Consider the following 16,614-nt stretch of genomic DNA (forward strand, 5'->3'; position numbering starts at 1 on the left):
TCCGCTCGCGGCCACTTCGTAGCGTTCCTGCCCCTTACCTCGTAGCAGAATTAAGTGGAGCTTCAGGGTTGGCGTGCCGACACTGCCTCTATGACCTCACCCTCATCAACGCCTCCTCCCTTCGGCCGCGCCCTCTGCGCGATGGTCACGCCCTTCACCGGCGACGGCCTGCTCGACCTCGACGGCGCCCAGCTGCTCGCCGACCGGCTCATGGCCGACGGCTGCGACGGGCTCGTGCTCTCCGGCACCACCGGCGAGTCCCCCACCACGTCCGACAGCGAGAAGGCCGCGCTCGTGCGCGCCGTCGCGGAGGCGGTCGGCGACCGGGCCTCGATCGTCGCGGGCGTCGGCAGTTACGCCACCCGGCACACCGTCGAGATGGCGCTCGCGGCCGAAAAGGCGGGCGCGGACGCCCTGTTGGTGGTCACGCCCTACTACAGCAAGCCGCCGCAGGACGCCGTCGAGGCGCACTTCCTCGAGGTCGCCGACGCCTCGGGGCTGCCGCTCGCGCTCTACGACATCCCGGGGCGCACCGGAACCCGCATCGAGCCGGAGACGATGCTGCGGCTCGCGGAGCATCCGCGGATCGTCGCCGTGAAGGACTGCGCGTACGACCTGATGGGCACCCAGAAGGTCCTGTCCCGGACCGACTTGGCGTACTACACAGGCTGCGACGAGTTCATCCTCGCGCTGTACGCGGTGGGCGGCGCGGGCTACATCAGCACGGTGGCGAATGTCGTTCCGCGGCAACTCCGTTCGATCATCGACGCGTTCGACGCGGGCGACACCGTTCAGGCCTGCCGACTCCAGCAACAGGCCATGGAACTCATCGAGTTGATGATGGGCTCCGGCCTCCCGGGCACGGTTACCTCCAAGGCGCTGCTCGGGGCGCTCGGCCTGCCCGGCGGCCCGGTCCGCGCACCGCTGCGGCCCGCCGGCCGCGAGGCGACCGACGGGCTGACCGCGGCGTACGAGGCGCTCCGGCAGGCGCCGGACAGAGGCCTCAGCCCGCGGCCGGGAAGCCTCCTGCCTTCGTCCAGATGAGCTGGTCGGCACCCCGGGTGAACGTGGCCTTCTTGCCCCCGTCCGCGACGGCGATCTTCTCCCAGCCGTCGAAGTCCTTCGTGAGGTGCGTGGCCCACTTCGTCAGCGGGCCCGTGGCGACCGCGGCGACCGACTCGGTCGGCGGCTCGCCGTCGGCGCAGTAGTCGCCGAAGTCCCCGAAGGCAGCGACGGTGCCGTCCTTGGCCTTGAGCGTGATCCCCTGGCAGGCGTCGCTCTTCGTCCCGTACACCAGGGCCGACTTGGACCACCCCTTGGCCTTGGGGCTGTAGTCCTGCACGAAGAGCCCCTTGCCCTTCATGTAGTGCATCGCCACGCGGCGCCCGTCGGCGAGCTTTACCTGTGCGTTGAACGGGCTCGGGCTGCCGCTCCAGGGGATGTCGCTCTTCTCCAGCGGATAGCTGTGGTCGCCGGTTCCGACGGCGGTGCGGCTCACCGTCTGCGCCGCCCCGGCACCGGCGTCCTGCCCCTGACCGGCGCTCTGGCCGCACCCGGCCACCAGACCCAGTACCGCCACTCCACCCAGGGCAAGGGCCCGTATCCCCGCTCGGCGCATGTCACTCTCCCGTCGTCCCACGCGGCCCGCGCACACGTGACAGGGCAGCTTACGCACGGCACACGCGAAGAGCGCCCTCCGGGGAGACCGGAGGGCGCTCTGTCAGGCTGCGGCGACGCTCAGTTGTGGCTGTGCAGCACGTCGTTCAGGCCGCCCCACACCGCGTTGTTCGGGCGGGCCTCGACTGCGCCGGTGACGGAGTTGCGGCGGAAGAGGATGTTCGAGGCGCCGGAGAGCTCGCGGGCCTTGACGATCTGCCCGTCGGGCATGGTCACGCGGGTGCCCGCGGTGACGTAGAGGCCGGCCTCGACGACGCACTCGTCGCCGAGCGCGATGCCTACGCCCGCCTCGGCGCCGATCAGGCAGCGCTCGCCGATCACGATGCGGACGTTGCCGCCGCCGGAGAGGGTGCCCATCGTGGAGGCGCCGCCACCGATGTCGGAGCCGTCACCGACGACGACACCGGCGGAGATGCGGCCCTCGACCATGGAGGTGCCGAGCGTGCCCGCGTTGAAGTTCACGAAGCCCTCGTGCATGACGGTCGTGCCCTCGGCGAGGTGCGCGCCGAGCCGCACGCGGTCGGCGTCGGCGATGCGGACGCCCTTCGGCGCGACGTAGTCGGTCATGCGCGGGAACTTGTCGACGGAGGTCACGGCGAGGTGCAGGCCCTCGGCGCGGGCGTTGAGCCTGACCTTCTCGACGTCGTCCACGGCGACCGGGCCGAGCGAGGTCCAGGCGACGTTGGCCAGGAAGGCGAACTGGCCGTCGAGGTTCACGCCGTGCGGCTTGACCAGGCGGTGCGAGAGCAGGTGCAGGCGCAGGTAGACGTCGTGGGCGTCCAGCGGCTTGTCGTCGAGGGAGGCGATGACCGTACGGACGGCGATGGTCTCCACGCCACGGCGGGCGTCCTGGCCGATGGCCTTGGCCGCGCCGTCACCGAGCAGCTGCACGGCACGCTCGGCGGTGAGCCGCTCGGTGCCTGCGGGGCCCGGTTCGGCGGAGAGCTCGGGCGCGGGGAACCAGGTGTCGAGAACGGTGCCGTCGGCGGTGACGGTGGCGAGGCCTGCGGCGACGGCGCCGGTGGTGCGGGAAGCGTTCGTGTCGGTCATGGGGAAAACCTAACCGGCGCCGCGCCGTGCGGGCGAACCGGTCTCAGCCTCCGGGCCACCCGCGCCCGGCCCGGCGCCGCGGCCTGGCCCCCGGCCCGGCGCCGCAGGCATCCGGCACCCCGGCGGGGTGCCGCCGGGGTGCCGCGATGACGGCGGCGGTACGCGTAGCACCCCACCGCCGATGTCGCGGCGAGCCGGACAAGAGCCCCTAGGCGGTCAACCGCCTTGCGGTATCAGCCGGTTGAACATCTCGCGCGCGTACGCCTCGTCGTACGAGCCGTCCGTGAGCAGCACCTGCAGACAGATCCCGTCCATCAGCGCGACCAGCGCCCGCGCGGTGGCCGGGTCGGTGCGCTCGGCGAACACCACGGCGAGCCCGTCGCACCAGCAGGCGGCCACCGGCCGCAGCGCGGGTCTGCGCAGCGCGGCCAGATACAGCTCATACTCCAGCTCGATCCCCATGCGTTCCTGGCCGAGCCACATCCCGAGCACCTCGGCGATCTCACCGGCGAGGTCGACCCGGGGGTCCTGGAAGCCGCCCCGGCTCGCGATCACCTTCGCGAAGCCCTCGTTGGCCTTCTCCAGCGCAGCAAGGAGCAACTCGTCGAGTGTCTTGAAGTGATAGGTGGTCGAGCCGAGCGGCACGTCGGCCTCCGCGGCGGCCGACCGGTGACTGAGCCCGCCGATCCCCTTCTGCCCCACCACCCGGATCGCGGCGTCGATGATCCGCTGCCGCCGCTCGGGGTCGTAACGCCGGGCCATCAATGCGCACCGCCGAGGTTGAGCACGACGACACCCACGATCACGAGGGCGATCCCCGAGATCTTGACGAGGCTGGCGGACTCGCCCATGAAGAGCATCCCGATGGCCGCGACCGCGGCGGTCCCGATCCCCGCCCAGATCGCGTAGGCGGTGCCGACGGACAGCGTCTTCAGCGTCTGCGCGAGCAGCGTGAAGGCGATGACATATCCGACGACGGTGATCAGCGAGGGCCAGAGCTTGCTGAACCCCTCGCTGTACTTCATGGCCGTCGTCCCGGCCACCTCCGCCACGATCGCCCCGGCCAGCAGTCCGTATCCCATGCGTACGAGTGTACACATCGTTGCGTACGGCCGTACATAACGACGGCGCCCGGGGCGGGCTATGGTGACGCGATCACTGTGGGGGGCCACAGGGGCGTCGCGGTGAGAACCGCACGAGACCATGGAGCGCAAGAGCGATGTCGGACACGTCGGGGTGGGGACCACAGGCGCCATACGGCGGACCGCCGGGGCAGTACGGAGCGCCGCCCGGGTGGGGCTGGAACGGCTACGGCTGGACTCCGCCACCGCCGCCGCCCAAGCCGGGCGTCGTACCCCTCGCGCCGCTGGGGGCCAACCACATCCTCGGCGGAGCGTTCGCGACGATGCGGCAGTACGCCAAGCCGCTGTTCGGCACCGCCGCCGTGGCCTACGGCCTGCTCGCCGTCATCGTCGTGGCAGGTCTCGGGCTCGCCTACACCGCGACGCGGGAGCACGTCAGCGCCGTGTACGAGCCGGGCGCGGACTTCTCCTGGGACGACGGCAGGCCGATCCTCGTCGCGTTCGGCCTGGTGTGGCTGGTGTTCATGCTCGCCACGCAGGTCGTCAACTCGTTCATCCAGGCCTCGTGCGCCGCCACGCTGCACGAGGCGGTCCTCGGCCGTCCGGCGACGTTCGGCGCGGTCCGGCGCAGGGCGTGGTCACGGACGCCGTCCGTGCTTGTCGTGACCTTGTTGCTCTCGCTGATCCTGATGCTGCCGGTAGCCGCTTTCCTGCTGGTCCTCTTCTCCATCCTCTTCCTGATGATGACCCAGTCGATCATCCCCATCGGCCTGGTCTTCCCGGCGTTCCTGCTGACGATGCCGCTCGCCGCCTGGCTGTACGTCCTGTTCGCCTTCGCCCCGGCGGCCGCGGTCCTCGAAACGGCGGGCCCCTTCACGGCGTTGCGGCGCTCCGTGCGCCTGGTGCGCGGCGCCTGGTGGCGCACCTTCGGCCTCTCGCTGCTCGCGGGCCTCATCGTGCTGGGCGTCTCCCTCGCCCTGCGGCTCCCCCTGCAGTTCGCCGCGCCGACCCCGCCGCCGGTCGACCCGGACGACTCCGCGTCGGCCTACCTCCTGGAGCAATTGCGCTCCCAGTTCGGCTTGTACGCCGTTCTCGGCCTCGTCGGCAGCTTCCTCACCCAGCTGGCAGCCACCGTCTTCCTCCCGCTGGTGACAGCCCTGATGTACATCGACCGCCGCATGCGCAAGGAGGGCCTGGCGCACACGCTCGCGGCGGCATCGGCGGATCCGCAGCCGGTTCCGTAAACGCGACGTGGCCCCCTGCGCGGGAAGCGCGGGGGGCCACATCAGGGATCATGTCCCGGAGATCGCTCAGACGTTGAACCCGAGCGCGCGAAGCTGCTCGCGGCCGTCGTCCGTGATCTTGTCCGGGCCCCACGGCGGCATCCAGACCCAGTTGATCCGGAGTTCGTTGACGATGCCGTCGGTGGCGGACTTGGCCTGGTCCTCGATGACGTCCGTCAGCGGGCAGGCCGCCGAGGTGAGCGTCATGTCGATCGTCGCGATGTTCGCGTCGTCGACGTGGATGCCGTAGATCAGGCCGAGGTTGACGACGTCGATGCCCAGCTCGGGGTCGACCACGTCGTACAGCGCCTCGCGGACCTCTTCTTCGGAGGCCGGCTTGGTCAGGGTCTCGTTCTCGCTCATGCGGTCTTCCTCTCAGCGACGTCGTCGGTACCAAGTGCCTGCGCCGTCGCGTCCTTCCACGCCATCCAGCTCAGCAGAGCACACTTCACACGCGCCGGGTACTTCGAGACCCCGGCGAACGCGACGGCGTCCTCCAGGACCTCCTCCATCGCGTCGTCCGGCTCCAACTTGCCCTTGGACTGCATCAGCTCCAGGAACACTTCCTGGATCTTCTGCGCCTCGGCGAGCTCCTTGCCGACCAGCAGGTCGTTCAGGACGGACGCGCTGGCCTGGCTGATGGAGCAGCCCTGCCCTTCGTACGACACGTCGGCGATCGTCGACCCGTCGTACTTCACGCGCAGCGTGATCTCGTCGCCGCACGTCGGGTTGACGTGGTGCACCTCGGCGTCGCCATCGCGCAGACCACGCCCGTGCGGGTGCTTGTAGTGGTCCAGGATGACTTCCTGGTACATCGAATCCAGCTTCACGTTCCCGGTCAGCCCCTCAGCCGAAGAAGTTCCGTACGTGCTCCAGGCCGTCGACGAGCGCGTCGATCTCGCCGGGCGTGGAGTACAGATAGAACGACGCTCGCGTGGTCGCAGGAATTCCGTAACGGAGGCAGACCGGGCGGGCGCAGTGGTGACCCACACGGACCGCGATGCCTTCCTCGTCAAGGACCTGGCCCACGTCGTGCGGATGGATGTCGCCGAGCGTGAAGGAGATCGCGGCGCCGCGCTCCTCGGCCGTGGTCGGGCCGATGATCCGGAGGTCGGGGACCTCCAGGAGGCGCTTGACCGCGTACTCGGTGATCGCGTGCTCGTGAGCGGCGATCTTGTCCATGCCGATCGAGGAGAGGTAGTCCACGGCCGCGCCCAGGCCGACGGCCTGGGAGATCGGGGGCGTGCCCGCCTCGAACTTGTGCGGCGCGGGAGCATACGTCGACGAGTTCATCGACACGGTCTCGATCATCTCGCCGCCGCCGAGGAAGGGCGGGAGGTCCTCCAGGAGCTCCTGCCGTCCCCACAGGACGCCGATGCCGGTCGGACCGCACATCTTGTGGCCGGTGAAGGCCACGAAGTCGGCCTGCAGCGCCTGCACGTCCAGCGGCATGTGCGGGGCGGCCTGCGACGCGTCGATGAGGACGAGCGCGCCGACCTCCTGCGCACGCCGGACGATCGCCTCGACGGGGTTCTGCGTGCCCAGGATGTTCGAGACCAGGACGAAGGAGACGATCTTCGTCTTCTCCGTGATGATCTCGTCGATGTTGGACAGGTCGAGCCGGCCGTCGTCGGTGAGACCGAACCACTTCAGCTTCGCGCCCGTGCGCTGCGAGAGCAGCTGCCACGGCACGATGTTGGAGTGGTGCTCCATCTCCGTGATGACGATCTCGGTCTCGTGGTCCACGCGGTAGGGCTCGTCGGCCCAACCGAGCATGTTGGCCACGAGGTTGAGCGACTCCGAGGCGTTCTTGGTGAAGATCACCTCGTCGCGGCTCGGCGCGTTGATGAACGCCGCGACCTTGTCACGGGCGCCCTCGTAGAGCGCCGTGGCCTCCTCCGCGAGGACGTGCACGCCGCGGTGGACGTTGGCGTTGTGCTTCTCGTAGTACTCGTTGAGTACGTCGAGCACCTGGCGCGGCGTCTGGGACGTCGCCGCGTTGTCCAGGTAGACGAGCTTCTTGCCGTCGTGGATCGTGCGATCCAGGATCGGGAAGTCCTTGCGGATCGCCTCGGTGTCGAGGAGGCCGGAGAGCCCCTGGTGGGCCGACGTCACGCTGATACGCCACCCTTCGTGTAAGCCTCGTAGCCCTCGGCCTCGAGCTTGTCGGCGAGCTCGGCGCCGCCGGACTCGGCGATGCGGCCGTTCGCGAAGACGTGCACGAAGTCGGGCTTGATGTAGCGCAGGATGCGCGTGTAGTGCGTGATCAGCAGGGTGCCGACCTCGCCGGTCTCGCGGACGCGGTTGACGCCGTCCGAGACCTGGCGCAGGGCGTCGACGTCCAGGCCGGAGTCGGTCTCGTCGAGGATCGCGATCTTCGGCTTGAGGAGCTCCATCTGGAGGATCTCGTGGCGCTTCTTCTCACCGCCGGAGAAGCCCTCGTTCACGTTGCGCTCGGCGAAGGCCGGGTCCATCTGGAGCTGCTCCATCGCGCCCTTGACCTCCTTCACCCAGGTGCGCAGCTTGGGGGCCTCGCCGCGGATCGCCGTCGCCGACGTACGCAGGAAGTTGGAGACCGAGACGCCGGGGACCTCGACCGGGTACTGCATGGCGAGGAACATGCCGGCGCGGGCGCGCTCGTCGACGGACATCTCCAGGACGTCCTCGCCGTCGAGGGTGACGGTGCCCTGGGTGATCGTGTACTTGGGGTGACCCGCGATGGAGTAGGCGAGCGTCGACTTGCCGGAGCCGTTCGGGCCCATGATGGCGTGCGTCTCGCCCTGCTTGACGGTCAGGTCGACGCCCTTGAGGATTTCCTTGGTGCCGTTCTCGACCTCGACGGTGACGTGCAGGTCGCGGATTTCAAGCGTTGCCATGTGCCTCAGGACTCCTGGGTGAGGGAGACGAGCACATCGTCCCCTTCGATCTTTACGGGGTATACGGGGACGGGGCGCGTCGCGGGAAGGCCGGACGGCTTGCCGGTACGGAGGTCGAAGGCGGAGCCGTGCAGCCAGCACTCGATCTGGCAGTCCTCCACCTCGCCCTCGGAGAGGGAGACGTTCGCGTGCGAGCAGATGTCGTTGATCGCGAACACCTCGCCCTCGGTGTGGACGACCGAGACCGGCGTGCCGTCGAGTTCCACCCGCTTCGGGGTGTCCTCCGACAGCTCGCTCAGGCCACAGGCGCGTACATAAGTCATGCCGCCGACGCCTCCAGCTCCTCTTCGATCTTGGCGAGGAGGCGCTCTTCGACGTCGGGCAGGCCGATCTGCTGGATCAGCTCGGCGAAGAATCCGCGGACGACCAGGCGGCGCGCCTCGCCCTCCGGGATTCCGCGCGACTGCAGGTAGAAGAGCTGCTCGTCGTCGAAGCGGCCGGTCGCCGACGCGTGGCCCGCTCCGACGATCTCGCCGGTCTCGATCTCGAGGTTCGGCACGGAGTCGACGCGGGCGCCGTCGGTCAGAACGAGGTTGCGGTTCATCTCGTACGTGTCCGTGCCCTCGGCGGCGGCCTCGATGAGGACGTCGCCGATCCACACCGCGTGGGCGTCGTCGCCCTGGAGCGCGCCCTTGTAGACGACGTTCGACTTGCAGTGCGGCTGGTTGTGGTCGACCAGGAGGCGGTGCTCCTGGTGCTGGCCGGCGTCGGTGACGTACAGGCCGATGAGCTCGGCCTCGCCGCCGGGGCCCGCGTACTCGACGCGGGGGTGCAGGCGCACGACGTCGCCGCCGAAGGTCACGACGACCGACTTGAAGGAGGCGTCACGGCCGATCAGCGCGTTGTGCTGGGCGACGTGGACGGTCTTCTCGTCCCAGTCCTGGACCGAGACCACGGTCAGCTTGGCGCCGTCGCCGACGATGAAGTCGACGTTGGCCGCGAGCACGGCGTCACCGGTGTGGTCGATGACCACGAGAGCCTCGGCGAACGCGCCCAGCTCGATCACCTGGTGCGCGAAGGCCGTACCGCCCTCGCCGTGCACCGCGATGCGGATCGGCTCGGTCAGGACCGTCTCCTTGGGGACGGAGACGACCGAGGCCTTCTCGAAGGAGGAGTAGGCCTGCGCGGCCACGCGGTCGACGGGCTTGCCCGCCTTGCCCACGCGCGCGTCGTCACGGCCGACGGTCTCCTGGGTCACGCCCGCCGGGGCCGTCACCTCGACGCGGATGCCGCCGGTGGCGACCGCGGTGCCGTCGTGCAGCCCGCGAAGGCGCTCCAGCGGCGTGAACCGCCACTCCTCCTCGCGGCCGTGGGGGACGGCGAAGTCCGCCACGTCGAAGGACGGGGGAGCGCTCATGCGGGTCGCGACGGTGGACTCGGCGGCCACCGCGATCGATCCTGCGGTGGTTGAGCCCACCGGGATGTTCTGAGCCTCAGCCATGGCTGTCGTCGTGCTCTCTCTCTGGGTCAAGAAGTCTGTCACTGCGGGGACGGTTGCCGGAATTAACCGACCGAACCCTCCATCTGCAGCTCGATCAGCCGGTTCAGCTCCAGGGCGTACTCCATGGGCAGCTCCTTGGCGATCGGCTCGACGAAGCCGCGCACGATCATCGCCATGGCCTCGAACTCGGTCAGACCGCGGCTCATCAGGTAGAAGAGCTGGTCGTCGGAGACCTTGGAGACGGTCGCCTCGTGGCCCATGGACACGTCGTCCTCGCGGACGTCCACGTAGGGGTACGTGTCCGAGCGGGAGATCGTGTCGACGAGCAGCGCGTCGCACAGGACGTTCGACTTCGATCCGGCGGCGCCCTCGCCGATCTCGACGAGACCGCGGTAGGAGGTGCGGCCACCGCCACGCGCCACGGACTTCGAGACGATGTTCGAGGACGTGTTGGGTGCCATGTGGACCATCTTGGAGCCGGCGTCCTGGTGCTGGCCCTCGCCCGCGAAGGCGATGGACAGCGTCTCGCCCTTGGCGTGCTCGCCCATGAGGTAGACGGCGGGGTACTTCATCGTCACCTTGGAGCCGATGTTGCCGTCGATCCACTCCATGGTCGCGCCCTCGTAGGCCACGGCGCGCTTGGTGACCAGGTTGTAGACGTTGTTCGACCAGTTCTGGATCGTCGTGTAGCGGCAGCGGCCGCCCTTCTTCACGATGATCTCGACGACGGCGGAGTGCAGGGAGTCCGACTTGTAGATCGGCGCCGTGCAGCCCTCGACGTAGTGAACGTAGGCGTCCTCGTCGACGATGATCAGCGTGCGCTCGAACTGGCCCATGTTCTCCGTGTTGATGCGGAAGTAGGCCTGGAGCGGAATCTCGACGTGCACGCCCTTGGGGACGTAGATGAACGAGCCACCGGACCACACAGCGGTGTTCAGCGACGCGAACTTGTTGTCGCCGACCGGGATGACCGTGCCGAAGTACTCCTTGAAGAGCTCCGGGTGCTCCTTCAGCGCCGTGTCGGTGTCCATGAAGATGACGCCCTGCTCCTCCAGGTCCTCACGGATCTGGTGGTAGACGACCTCGGACTCGTACTGCGCGGCGACACCGGCGACGAGGCGCTGCTTCTCCGCCTCGGGGATGCCGAGCTTGTCGTACGTGCTCTTGATGTCCTCGGGCAGGTCCTCCCAGGACTGTGCCTGCTTCTCCGTGGACCGCACGAAGTACTTGATGTTGTCGAAGTCGATGCCCGACAGGTCCGAGCCCCAGTTGGGCATGGGCTTCTTGCCGAAGAGCCGCAGGCCCTTGAGGCGCAGCTTCGTCATCCACTCGGGCTCGGACTTCTTGGCCGAGATGTCCTTGACGACGTCTTCGTTGATGCCGCGCTTGGCGGAGGCCCCGGCCACGTCGGAGTCGGCCCAGCCGTATTCGTACGTGCCCAGACCCTCGAGTTCGGGGTGGGCAGTCTCCGTGGGGAGCGTCATGCGGGGTTCCTCCCGGCCGTGCTTGCGGATGCGTTGTCGGTGGTCTGTGGGGGCTGCGGGGCGTTACGGGGGATGAATGTCGTGCAGACGCCGTCGCCGTGGGCGATGGTGGCGAGCCGCTGGACATGCGTCCCGAGCAGGTCGGAGAAGATCTCCGTCTCCGCCTCGCAAAGTTGTGGGTACTGCTCGGCGACGTGGGCGACCGGGCAGTGGTGCTGGCACAGCTGCTCGCCTACGGGGGCCGTGCGGGCCGTAGCAGCGTACCCGTCGGCGGTCAACGCCTTGGCGAGAGCCTCCGTGCGCTGCTCGGGGGGCGCCGCGTCGATCGCCTTGCGGTACGCCACGGCCTGGGCGGCCATCCGCTCGCGGGCGAATTCGACGACCGCTCCTTCGCCGTGCCGCTCGCTGATCCAGCGCAGGGCGTCGGCGGCGAGCTTGTCGTACGACTGGTCGAAGGCGTCCCGGCCGCAGTCGGTGAGCGCGAAGACCTTGGCGGGGCGGCCGCGGGTGCGTGCTCCGTAGATCCGCTGCTCACGGGGTTCCACGACGTTCTCGTGGGCGAGGGTGTCGAGGTGCCTGCGCACGGCGGCCTGGGTCAGGCCGAGGCGCGCGGCGAGGTCGGCCACCGTCGAGGGGCCGTGGTCCAGGATGGAGCGCGCGACCCGGTTGCGTGTAGACCGCTCCCCGGTCGCGAGTTCCTCCTGCGGAGCCTCGCCAACGTTTTTCACAACGCCATTGTTGCGTAATTCCTCAGAGCCTGACAACCCGCGTCCGGATCAAGGTGCGGTGCGCTGCATCACTTAGGCATACCTAAGCTGACCTGCGGAAATGATCACTGATCGATCAAATCGGTGGCGCCCGAAGACGGGGGCGAGGAGACTCCCTGACCATGTCGACACCCCCTCCGACCGGCCCTTTGTGCACGCGCGCTTCCCTCGCGACCGACCTCAGGGAGCTCGGCGTGAACGCCGGGGAGACCCTCCTCGTGCACTCCTCACTGAGCGCCCTCGGGTGGGTGAGCGGCGGCCCCGTCGCCGTCGTCCAGGCGCTCCTGGACGTACTGGGCCAAAAGGGGACCCTGGTGGTCCCCACGCAGTCCAGCGACAACTCCGACCCCGCCGAGTGGGGAAACCCGCCCGTGCCGGAGTCGTGGTGGCCCGAGATCCGCGCGTCCATCCCCGCCTACGACCCACGCACCACCCCCACCCGAGGCGTCGGCGTGATCCCCGAGACCGTACGGACCTGGCCCGGCGCCCAGCGCAGCGCCCACCCGCAGACCTCCTTCGCCGCGGTCGGCCCCCGCGCGACGGCCCTCCTGGAGGGGCACGCGCTCGACTGCCGCCTCGGTGAGCGCAGCCCGCTGGCGAGCCTGGAGGAAGCGGGCGCCCGGGTCCTGCTGCTCGGCGCGGGCTTCGACTCCTGCACCGCGTTCCACCTCGCCGAGTACCGGCTCCCGGCGCCCCGGGTCGAGAACTCCTTCGCGGTCATGACCCCGGAGGGACGCCGCTGGATGACGGTGCGGGAGGCCTCGATCTCCGAGGAGCGCTTCGACGAGCTCGGCTCGGACTTCGAACGGGACCGGCCCGTGGTGCGCGGCACGGTGGGCGCCGCGACGGCCCGGCTCTTCCCGGTGGCGGACGCGGTCGCGTACGCACAGAGCTGGCTGGAGACCCACCGCTCACGGGCCGAGTGGGCGGGCTGACAGCCCCCTGCCCGCGGCCCCGCCCGCCCTCTCTAGACTTCCCGCCATGGGAATTGAGTCCGTCGTCCAGGTCACCGGCCTGGTCAAGCGGTACGGCAAGAAGACCGCGGTGGACGGCCTCGACCTCCGGGTCCGTGCGGGCACCGTCACCGCGGTCCTCGGGCCGAACGGCGCAGGCAAGACCACCACGATCGAGACCTGCGAGGGCTATCGCAGGCCCGACGCGGGCACGGTCCGCGTCCTTGGCCTCGACCCGGTCCGCGAGGCCGGCGCGCTGCGCCCCCGCATCGGCGTGATGCTCCAGTCCGGCGGTGTCTACTCCGGGGCCCGCGCCGACGAGATGCTGCGCCACATGGCGAAGCTGCACGCGCACCCGCTCGACGTGGGCGCGCTGATCGAGCGCCTGGGCTTGGAGAGCTGCGGCCGCACCACCTACCGGCGCCTTTCCGGCGGCCAGCAGCAGCGCCTCGCGCTCGCGATGGCCGTGGTGGGACGGCCCGAGCTGGTCTTCCTGGACGAGCCGACCGCGGGCCTGGACCCGCAGGCACGCCGGGCCACCTGGGATCTCGTACGCGATCTGCGTGCCGACGGTGTCAGCGTCATCCTCACCACGCACCACATGGACGAGGCCGAGCAGCTCGCCGACGAGGTCGCGATCATCGACGCGGGCAAGGTCATCGTCGAGGGCACCCCCGAGGCGCTCTGCCGTGGCGGCGCCGAGAACACCCTGCGGTTCTCCGGGCGTCCCGGACTCGACGTCGGCTCCCTGCTCAAGGCGCTGCCGCCGGACTCGGCGGCGGCCGAACTCACCCCCGGCGCCTACCGCGTCAGCGGCACGATCGACCCCCAGCTCCTGGCCACGGTCACCTCCTGGTGCGCCCAGCACGGCGTCATGCCGGAGAAGATCGCCGTCGAACGCCACACCCTGGAAGACGTGTTCTTGGAGCTCACAGGCAAGGAGCTGCGCGGATGAGCGCCGCCGGAACGTACACGCCGAAGCCGGGCGCCGCCCCGCTCCCCCGCATGATCGCCACGCAGGCAGCGCTGGAGACGAAGATGCTCCTGCGCAACGGCGAACAGCTGCTTCTGACGGTGGTGATCCCGACCCTCCTCCTCGTGCTGTTCAGCGCGGTCGACATCGTCGACACGGGTGACGGCAAGGCGGTCGACTTCCTCGCCCCCGGAATCCTCGCCCTCGCCGTGATGTCGACGGCGTTCACCGGCCAGGCCATCGCCACGGGCTTCGAGCGCCGCTACGGCGTGCTCAAGCGGCTCGGCGCCTCGCCGCTCCCCCGCTGGGCCCTGATGGCGGCGAAGACCCTGTCGGTCCTGGTCACCGAGGTCCTGCAGATCGTGCTCCTCACGGTGATCGCCTTCGCCCTCGGCTGGTCACCGCACGGCAACCCCTTCGCCGTACTCCTCCTCCTGATCCTCGGCACGGCGGCCTTCTCGGGCCTCGGCCTGCTGATGGCCGGCACCCTGAAGGCCGAGGCGACGCTCGCCGCCGCGAACCTCGTCTTCCTGCTCCTGCTGGTGGGCGGCGGCGTGATCGTGCCGCTGGACAAGTTCCCCGACGCAGCCCAGTCGGTGCTCGGGCTGCTGCCGATCTCCGCCCTCTCCGACGGCCTGCGGGACGTACTGCAGCACGGCGCGGGGATGCCGTGGGGGGACCTCGGGATCCTCGCGGTCTGGGCGGTGTTGGGCCTCGGCGCGGCCGGCAAGTTCTTCCGCTGGGAGTAGCAGAGGGCGTAACCGGCGTCACAGAAGGCCCGGATACGTCCCCCTCGTGAAGCCGTGCACAAGCGGCCCCCTACGATGGGCCCGTGCCAAACGTGACCCGAGCCGACGCCGTCTCCGCCGTGCGCAATCCGCTCGCCTTCATCGCCGAACGCTGGACCCCGCAGCAGCGGACCGTCCAGCGCGCCGCCCTCATCTCGCTCGCGATGACGGTGTGCATCGTGGTCACCGGCGGCGCCGTCCGGCTGACCGGTTCCGGCCTCGGCTGCCCGACCTGGCCCAAGTGCACGGAAGACTCCCTGACGGCCACCCACGAGATGGGCTTCCACGGAGCCATCGAGTTCGGCAACCGCATGCTGACGTACGTGCTGTGCGCGGCCGTCGGCTGGGCGATCATCGCGGCGCGCTCGCAGAAGCCGATGCGGCGCAGCCTGACACGGCTCGGCTGGGTCCAGTTCTGGCTCGTCATGGGCAACGCCGTACTGGGCGGCATCGTGGTCCTCGTCGGCCTGAACCCGTGGACGGTCGCGGCGCACTTCCTGCTCTCCACCGCCCTGATCGCGGTCGCCGTCACGATGTGGCAGCGCACCCGCGAGGGCGACGGCGATGTGCGCCCGCTGGTCGGCAAGGCCGTCGTGCAGCTGGTGTGGTTCCTGGTCGCGGCGTCCGTGCTGCTCATCGCGGTCGGCACGATCGTGACGGGCTCCGGGCCGCACGCCGGTGACTCCAGCAAGGTGCCGCGGATGGGCTTCGACTGGGAGACCGTCAGCAAGCTGCACGCCGTGTTCGCCTGGATCGTGGTGACGCTGACGTTCGCCCTGTGGTTCGTCCTCAAGGCCGTCGACGCCCCCAAGGGCCCGCTGCACCGCACCCGCGACCTGTTCCTGATCCTGCTCGCCCAGGGCGCGATCGGGTACGTCCAGTACTTCACGGACCTGCCCGAGGTCCTGGTCGGACTGCACATGTTCGGCTCGTGCGTGGTCTGGATCGGCGTGATGCGCGTCCTGCTCTCGCTGCGCGAGCGTCCGTACACCACCGCCGGTCTGCCGGCCCAGGCCGACGACTCGCAGCTCTCGGCCGTCTGACCTCAGCCGTCCGACAAGCCGTACACGCGGCGGGCGTTGCCCGCCGCGATGAGGCCCGCGACGCGCTGCGCGTCCGGCAGCGACCACGCCCCCTCCGCGACCCACCCGCCGAGCACGCGCCCCAGCGCCTCCCCGAACAGCCGTGCGCCCACGACGTGCAGCTCGGGAAGCCCGTGCGCGCCGCTGGAGAACAGCAGCTTGCCGAAGGGCGCCAGCTCCAGGATCTCCGCGAGCACGGCGGCCGCGCGGGCCCCCGTACGCACCAGGGCGGGCCCCAGATCGGCGTACACATGCGGGAAGACGCCCGCGAGGTCCGCGGCATTGCGGTGGTACGGATAGCCGTGCAGCAGGACGAGGTCGGTGCCGAGCCCCGCGGTCGCCCGCGCGAAGCCGCCGAAGTGCGACTCCGGGTCCCCCGCCCCCGCGTGCAGTTGCAGCGGACGCCCCGACGCGACGGCGATCCACAGCAGATGTCTGAGCAGCACGGGGTCTTCGAGCCGCCCGCCCACCTGCCGCCGGGCCAGCCAGCGCCCCGCCGCTCCCCGCACCTCGCCGGGGCCCGGCGGTTCTGGGGCGAGGGCGAGACTGCGCCGCACTCCCGCGACGGAGGTGAAGGCGACGGCGTTCGCGGCGGCCGCGTGCACGGACTCCGCGAGATTGGCGAGGAACGAGTCGACGGTGCCGGAGGTGTCGGCCACCTGTTCGGCCAGTAATTCGAGGCGGACGATCTCCTGGGCGTCGGCGTCGCCGGTGGACGCCATCTCGCCGGGCCCCGTCAGATCGCCGGGCAGCCCCGTGTCCACGAGATACGTCGTGATCCCGCTGCCCCGCAGCAGCCGCCGCCCCGCTTCCAGGACGCCCAGCTCACGGCGGCGGGCGAGATAGCGGGCGGGCGGACAGTGCGGTTCCAGGCCCAGCAGCGGCGGGCACCAGCGGCGTACGGCGAAGCCCGTCTGGGTGTCGAAGAAGGTGGTGCCGGGCGCGGGAGGCCCCTCGCCACGCCCGAGGTGGGCCTCGAAGGTGCCGAGGCCCAGCTCCGTACGCAACACACCGTGGCAGTACTGGTCCACCAGGGACGGCGTTTCGATCATCCGGGCTCCCAGTAGACGGACGTGCTCCTACCGTCCTAACGGGTGA

At 69.9% G+C, this 16,614-nt stretch carries 19 protein-coding genes; 6 read left to right on the forward strand and 13 right to left on the reverse strand.

Features of this window, described 5'->3' with window-relative positions; genetic code table 11:
* The first annotated feature begins 90 nt into the window (after positions 1–90).
* Entirely contained in the window at positions 91–1,044 is a 954-nt protein-coding gene (gene dapA, locus ACIBCK_RS00660; protein WP_399385929.1) for a 4-hydroxy-tetrahydrodipicolinate synthase, read from the forward strand.
* Here the strand turns inward: dapA and ACIBCK_RS00665 are convergent.
* From ACIBCK_RS00665 to ACIBCK_RS00680, 4 genes are all read right to left on the reverse strand, one after another.
* Positions 1,004–1,618 carry a hypothetical protein gene (locus tag ACIBCK_RS00665; protein WP_399385930.1) on the reverse strand — a complete coding sequence of 205 codons (615 nt, stop codon included), beginning with the start codon at positions 1,616–1,618 and terminating at the stop codon, positions 1,004–1,006. The two genes, dapA and ACIBCK_RS00665, sit on opposite strands and share 41 nt — an antisense overlap.
* A 119-nt stretch (positions 1,619–1,737) precedes the next feature.
* On the reverse strand, positions 1,738–2,727 hold the full coding sequence (dapD, locus tag ACIBCK_RS00670; protein WP_399385931.1) for a 2,3,4,5-tetrahydropyridine-2,6-dicarboxylate N-succinyltransferase: 990 nt from the start codon (positions 2,725–2,727) through the stop codon (positions 1,738–1,740).
* A 216-nt stretch (positions 2,728–2,943) separates the two neighbouring features.
* A complete protein-coding gene (locus ACIBCK_RS00675; protein ID WP_399385932.1) occupies positions 2,944–3,489 on the reverse strand; it encodes a TetR/AcrR family transcriptional regulator in 546 nt (181 codons plus the stop codon).
* Entirely contained in the window at positions 3,489–3,809 is a 321-nt protein-coding gene (locus ACIBCK_RS00680) for a DMT family transporter (protein ID WP_399385933.1), read from the reverse strand. The genes ACIBCK_RS00675 and ACIBCK_RS00680 overlap by 1 nt, the downstream gene beginning before the upstream one ends.
* Positions 3,810–3,946: 137 nt before the next feature.
* Between ACIBCK_RS00680 and ACIBCK_RS00685 the strand changes: the two genes are divergently transcribed.
* A complete protein-coding gene (locus ACIBCK_RS00685) occupies positions 3,947–5,053 on the forward strand; it encodes a hypothetical protein (protein ID WP_399385934.1) in 1,107 nt (368 codons plus the stop codon).
* Between the two features lie 66 nt (positions 5,054–5,119).
* Here ACIBCK_RS00685 and ACIBCK_RS00690 read toward each other — a convergent pair whose 3' ends face one another.
* The 8 genes from ACIBCK_RS00690 to ACIBCK_RS00725 all read right to left on the reverse strand — a co-directional run bounded on the left by ACIBCK_RS00690 (position 5,120) and on the right by ACIBCK_RS00725 (position 11,681).
* Positions 5,120–5,455, reverse strand: coding sequence for a metal-sulfur cluster assembly factor (locus tag ACIBCK_RS00690; RefSeq protein WP_160504340.1), 336 nt, complete (start codon positions 5,453–5,455; stop codon positions 5,120–5,122).
* A complete protein-coding gene (gene sufU, locus ACIBCK_RS00695; RefSeq protein ID WP_223773964.1) occupies positions 5,452–5,922 on the reverse strand; it encodes a Fe-S cluster assembly sulfur transfer protein SufU in 471 nt (156 codons plus the stop codon). Before sufU ends, ACIBCK_RS00690 begins: the two co-directional genes overlap by 4 nt.
* Before the next feature lie 16 nt (positions 5,923–5,938).
* On the reverse strand, positions 5,939–7,207 hold the full coding sequence (locus tag ACIBCK_RS00700; protein ID WP_399385935.1) for a cysteine desulfurase: 1,269 nt from the start codon (positions 7,205–7,207) through the stop codon (positions 5,939–5,941).
* Complete coding sequence (gene sufC / locus ACIBCK_RS00705) at positions 7,204–7,968, reverse strand: Fe-S cluster assembly ATPase SufC (protein WP_399385936.1); 765 nt, start codon at positions 7,966–7,968, stop codon at positions 7,204–7,206. The genes ACIBCK_RS00700 and sufC overlap by 4 nt, the downstream gene beginning before the upstream one ends.
* Positions 7,969–7,973: 5 nt before the next feature.
* Positions 7,974–8,291: a bifunctional 3-phenylpropionate/cinnamic acid dioxygenase ferredoxin subunit gene (locus ACIBCK_RS00710; RefSeq protein ID WP_399385937.1), complete on the reverse strand. Its 318-nt coding sequence runs from the start codon at positions 8,289–8,291 to the stop codon at positions 7,974–7,976.
* The gene (sufD, locus tag ACIBCK_RS00715) at positions 8,288–9,469 is read right to left on the reverse strand and encodes a Fe-S cluster assembly protein SufD (protein ID WP_399385938.1); all 1,182 of its coding nucleotides are present in this window, start codon (positions 9,467–9,469) and stop codon (positions 8,288–8,290) included. The genes ACIBCK_RS00710 and sufD overlap by 4 nt, the downstream gene beginning before the upstream one ends.
* Positions 9,470–9,531: 62 nt before the next feature.
* Entirely contained in the window at positions 9,532–10,953 is a 1,422-nt protein-coding gene (gene sufB / locus ACIBCK_RS00720; RefSeq protein WP_399385939.1) for a Fe-S cluster assembly protein SufB, read from the reverse strand.
* Positions 10,950–11,681, reverse strand: a complete 732-nt coding sequence (locus ACIBCK_RS00725; protein WP_367040657.1) for a metalloregulator ArsR/SmtB family transcription factor — start codon at positions 11,679–11,681, stop codon at positions 10,950–10,952. Before ACIBCK_RS00725 ends, sufB begins: the two co-directional genes overlap by 4 nt.
* Before the next feature lie 161 nt (positions 11,682–11,842).
* On the opposite strand from ACIBCK_RS00725, the gene ACIBCK_RS00730 reads away from it, so the two are divergent.
* The 4 genes from ACIBCK_RS00730 to ACIBCK_RS00745 all read left to right on the forward strand — a co-directional run bounded on the left by ACIBCK_RS00730 (position 11,843) and on the right by ACIBCK_RS00745 (position 15,477).
* A complete protein-coding gene (locus ACIBCK_RS00730) occupies positions 11,843–12,655 on the forward strand; it encodes an aminoglycoside N(3)-acetyltransferase (RefSeq protein WP_399385940.1) in 813 nt (270 codons plus the stop codon).
* Between the two features lie 46 nt (positions 12,656–12,701).
* A complete protein-coding gene (locus ACIBCK_RS00735) occupies positions 12,702–13,628 on the forward strand; it encodes an ABC transporter ATP-binding protein (RefSeq protein WP_399385941.1) in 927 nt (308 codons plus the stop codon).
* On the forward strand, positions 13,625–14,395 hold the full coding sequence (locus ACIBCK_RS00740; protein ID WP_399385942.1) for an ABC transporter permease: 771 nt from the start codon (positions 13,625–13,627) through the stop codon (positions 14,393–14,395). Before ACIBCK_RS00735 ends, ACIBCK_RS00740 begins: the two co-directional genes overlap by 4 nt.
* Before the next feature lie 92 nt (positions 14,396–14,487).
* Positions 14,488–15,477: a heme A synthase gene (locus ACIBCK_RS00745; RefSeq protein WP_399387161.1), complete on the forward strand. Its 990-nt coding sequence runs from the start codon at positions 14,488–14,490 to the stop codon at positions 15,475–15,477.
* A gap of 2 nt (positions 15,478–15,479) precedes the next feature.
* On the opposite strand, the gene ACIBCK_RS00750 is transcribed toward ACIBCK_RS00745, so the two are convergent.
* Positions 15,480–16,568 carry an amidohydrolase family protein gene (locus ACIBCK_RS00750; RefSeq protein ID WP_399385943.1) on the reverse strand — a complete coding sequence of 363 codons (1,089 nt, stop codon included), beginning with the start codon at positions 16,566–16,568 and terminating at the stop codon, positions 15,480–15,482.
* Positions 16,569–16,614: the final 46 nt, after the last annotated feature.

Source organism: Streptomyces sp. NPDC051218, from assembly GCF_044455475.1.
In the GTDB taxonomy this organism is placed as follows: domain Bacteria; phylum Actinomycetota; class Actinomycetes; order Streptomycetales; family Streptomycetaceae; genus Streptomyces.

What these genes read in the sequence shown, in the direction of transcription:
- sufB (WP_399385939.1), bottom strand. Translation starts at nt 10,953, where the DNA reads ATGACGCTCCCCACGGAGACTGCCCACCCCGAACTCGAGGGTCTGGGC.
- ACIBCK_RS00750 (WP_399385943.1), bottom strand. Translation starts at nt 16,568, where the DNA reads ATGATCGAAACGCCGTCCCTGGTGGACCAGTACTGCCACGGTGTGTTG.
- ACIBCK_RS00740 (WP_399385942.1), top strand. Translation starts at nt 13,625, where the DNA reads ATGAGCGCCGCCGGAACGTACACGCCGAAGCCGGGCGCCGCCCCGCTC.
- ACIBCK_RS00735 (WP_399385941.1), top strand. Translation starts at nt 12,702, where the DNA reads ATGGGAATTGAGTCCGTCGTCCAGGTCACCGGCCTGGTCAAGCGGTAC.
- dapA (WP_399385929.1), top strand. Translation starts at nt 91, where the DNA reads ATGACCTCACCCTCATCAACGCCTCCTCCCTTCGGCCGCGCCCTCTGC.
- ACIBCK_RS00685 (WP_399385934.1), top strand. Translation starts at nt 3,947, where the DNA reads ATGTCGGACACGTCGGGGTGGGGACCACAGGCGCCATACGGCGGACCG.
- dapD (WP_399385931.1), bottom strand. Translation starts at nt 2,727, where the DNA reads ATGACCGACACGAACGCTTCCCGCACCACCGGCGCCGTCGCCGCAGGC.
- sufD (WP_399385938.1), bottom strand. Translation starts at nt 9,469, where the DNA reads ATGGCTGAGGCTCAGAACATCCCGGTGGGCTCAACCACCGCAGGATCG.
- ACIBCK_RS00680 (WP_399385933.1), bottom strand. Translation starts at nt 3,809, where the DNA reads ATGGGATACGGACTGCTGGCCGGGGCGATCGTGGCGGAGGTGGCCGGG.
- ACIBCK_RS00710 (WP_399385937.1), bottom strand. Translation starts at nt 8,291, where the DNA reads ATGACTTATGTACGCGCCTGTGGCCTGAGCGAGCTGTCGGAGGACACC.
- ACIBCK_RS00675 (WP_399385932.1), bottom strand. Translation starts at nt 3,489, where the DNA reads ATGGCCCGGCGTTACGACCCCGAGCGGCGGCAGCGGATCATCGACGCC.
- ACIBCK_RS00690 (WP_160504340.1), bottom strand. Translation starts at nt 5,455, where the DNA reads ATGAGCGAGAACGAGACCCTGACCAAGCCGGCCTCCGAAGAAGAGGTC.
- ACIBCK_RS00665 (WP_399385930.1), bottom strand. Translation starts at nt 1,618, where the DNA reads ATGCGCCGAGCGGGGATACGGGCCCTTGCCCTGGGTGGAGTGGCGGTA.
- sufC (WP_399385936.1), bottom strand. Translation starts at nt 7,968, where the DNA reads ATGGCAACGCTTGAAATCCGCGACCTGCACGTCACCGTCGAGGTCGAG.
- ACIBCK_RS00730 (WP_399385940.1), top strand. Translation starts at nt 11,843, where the DNA reads ATGTCGACACCCCCTCCGACCGGCCCTTTGTGCACGCGCGCTTCCCTC.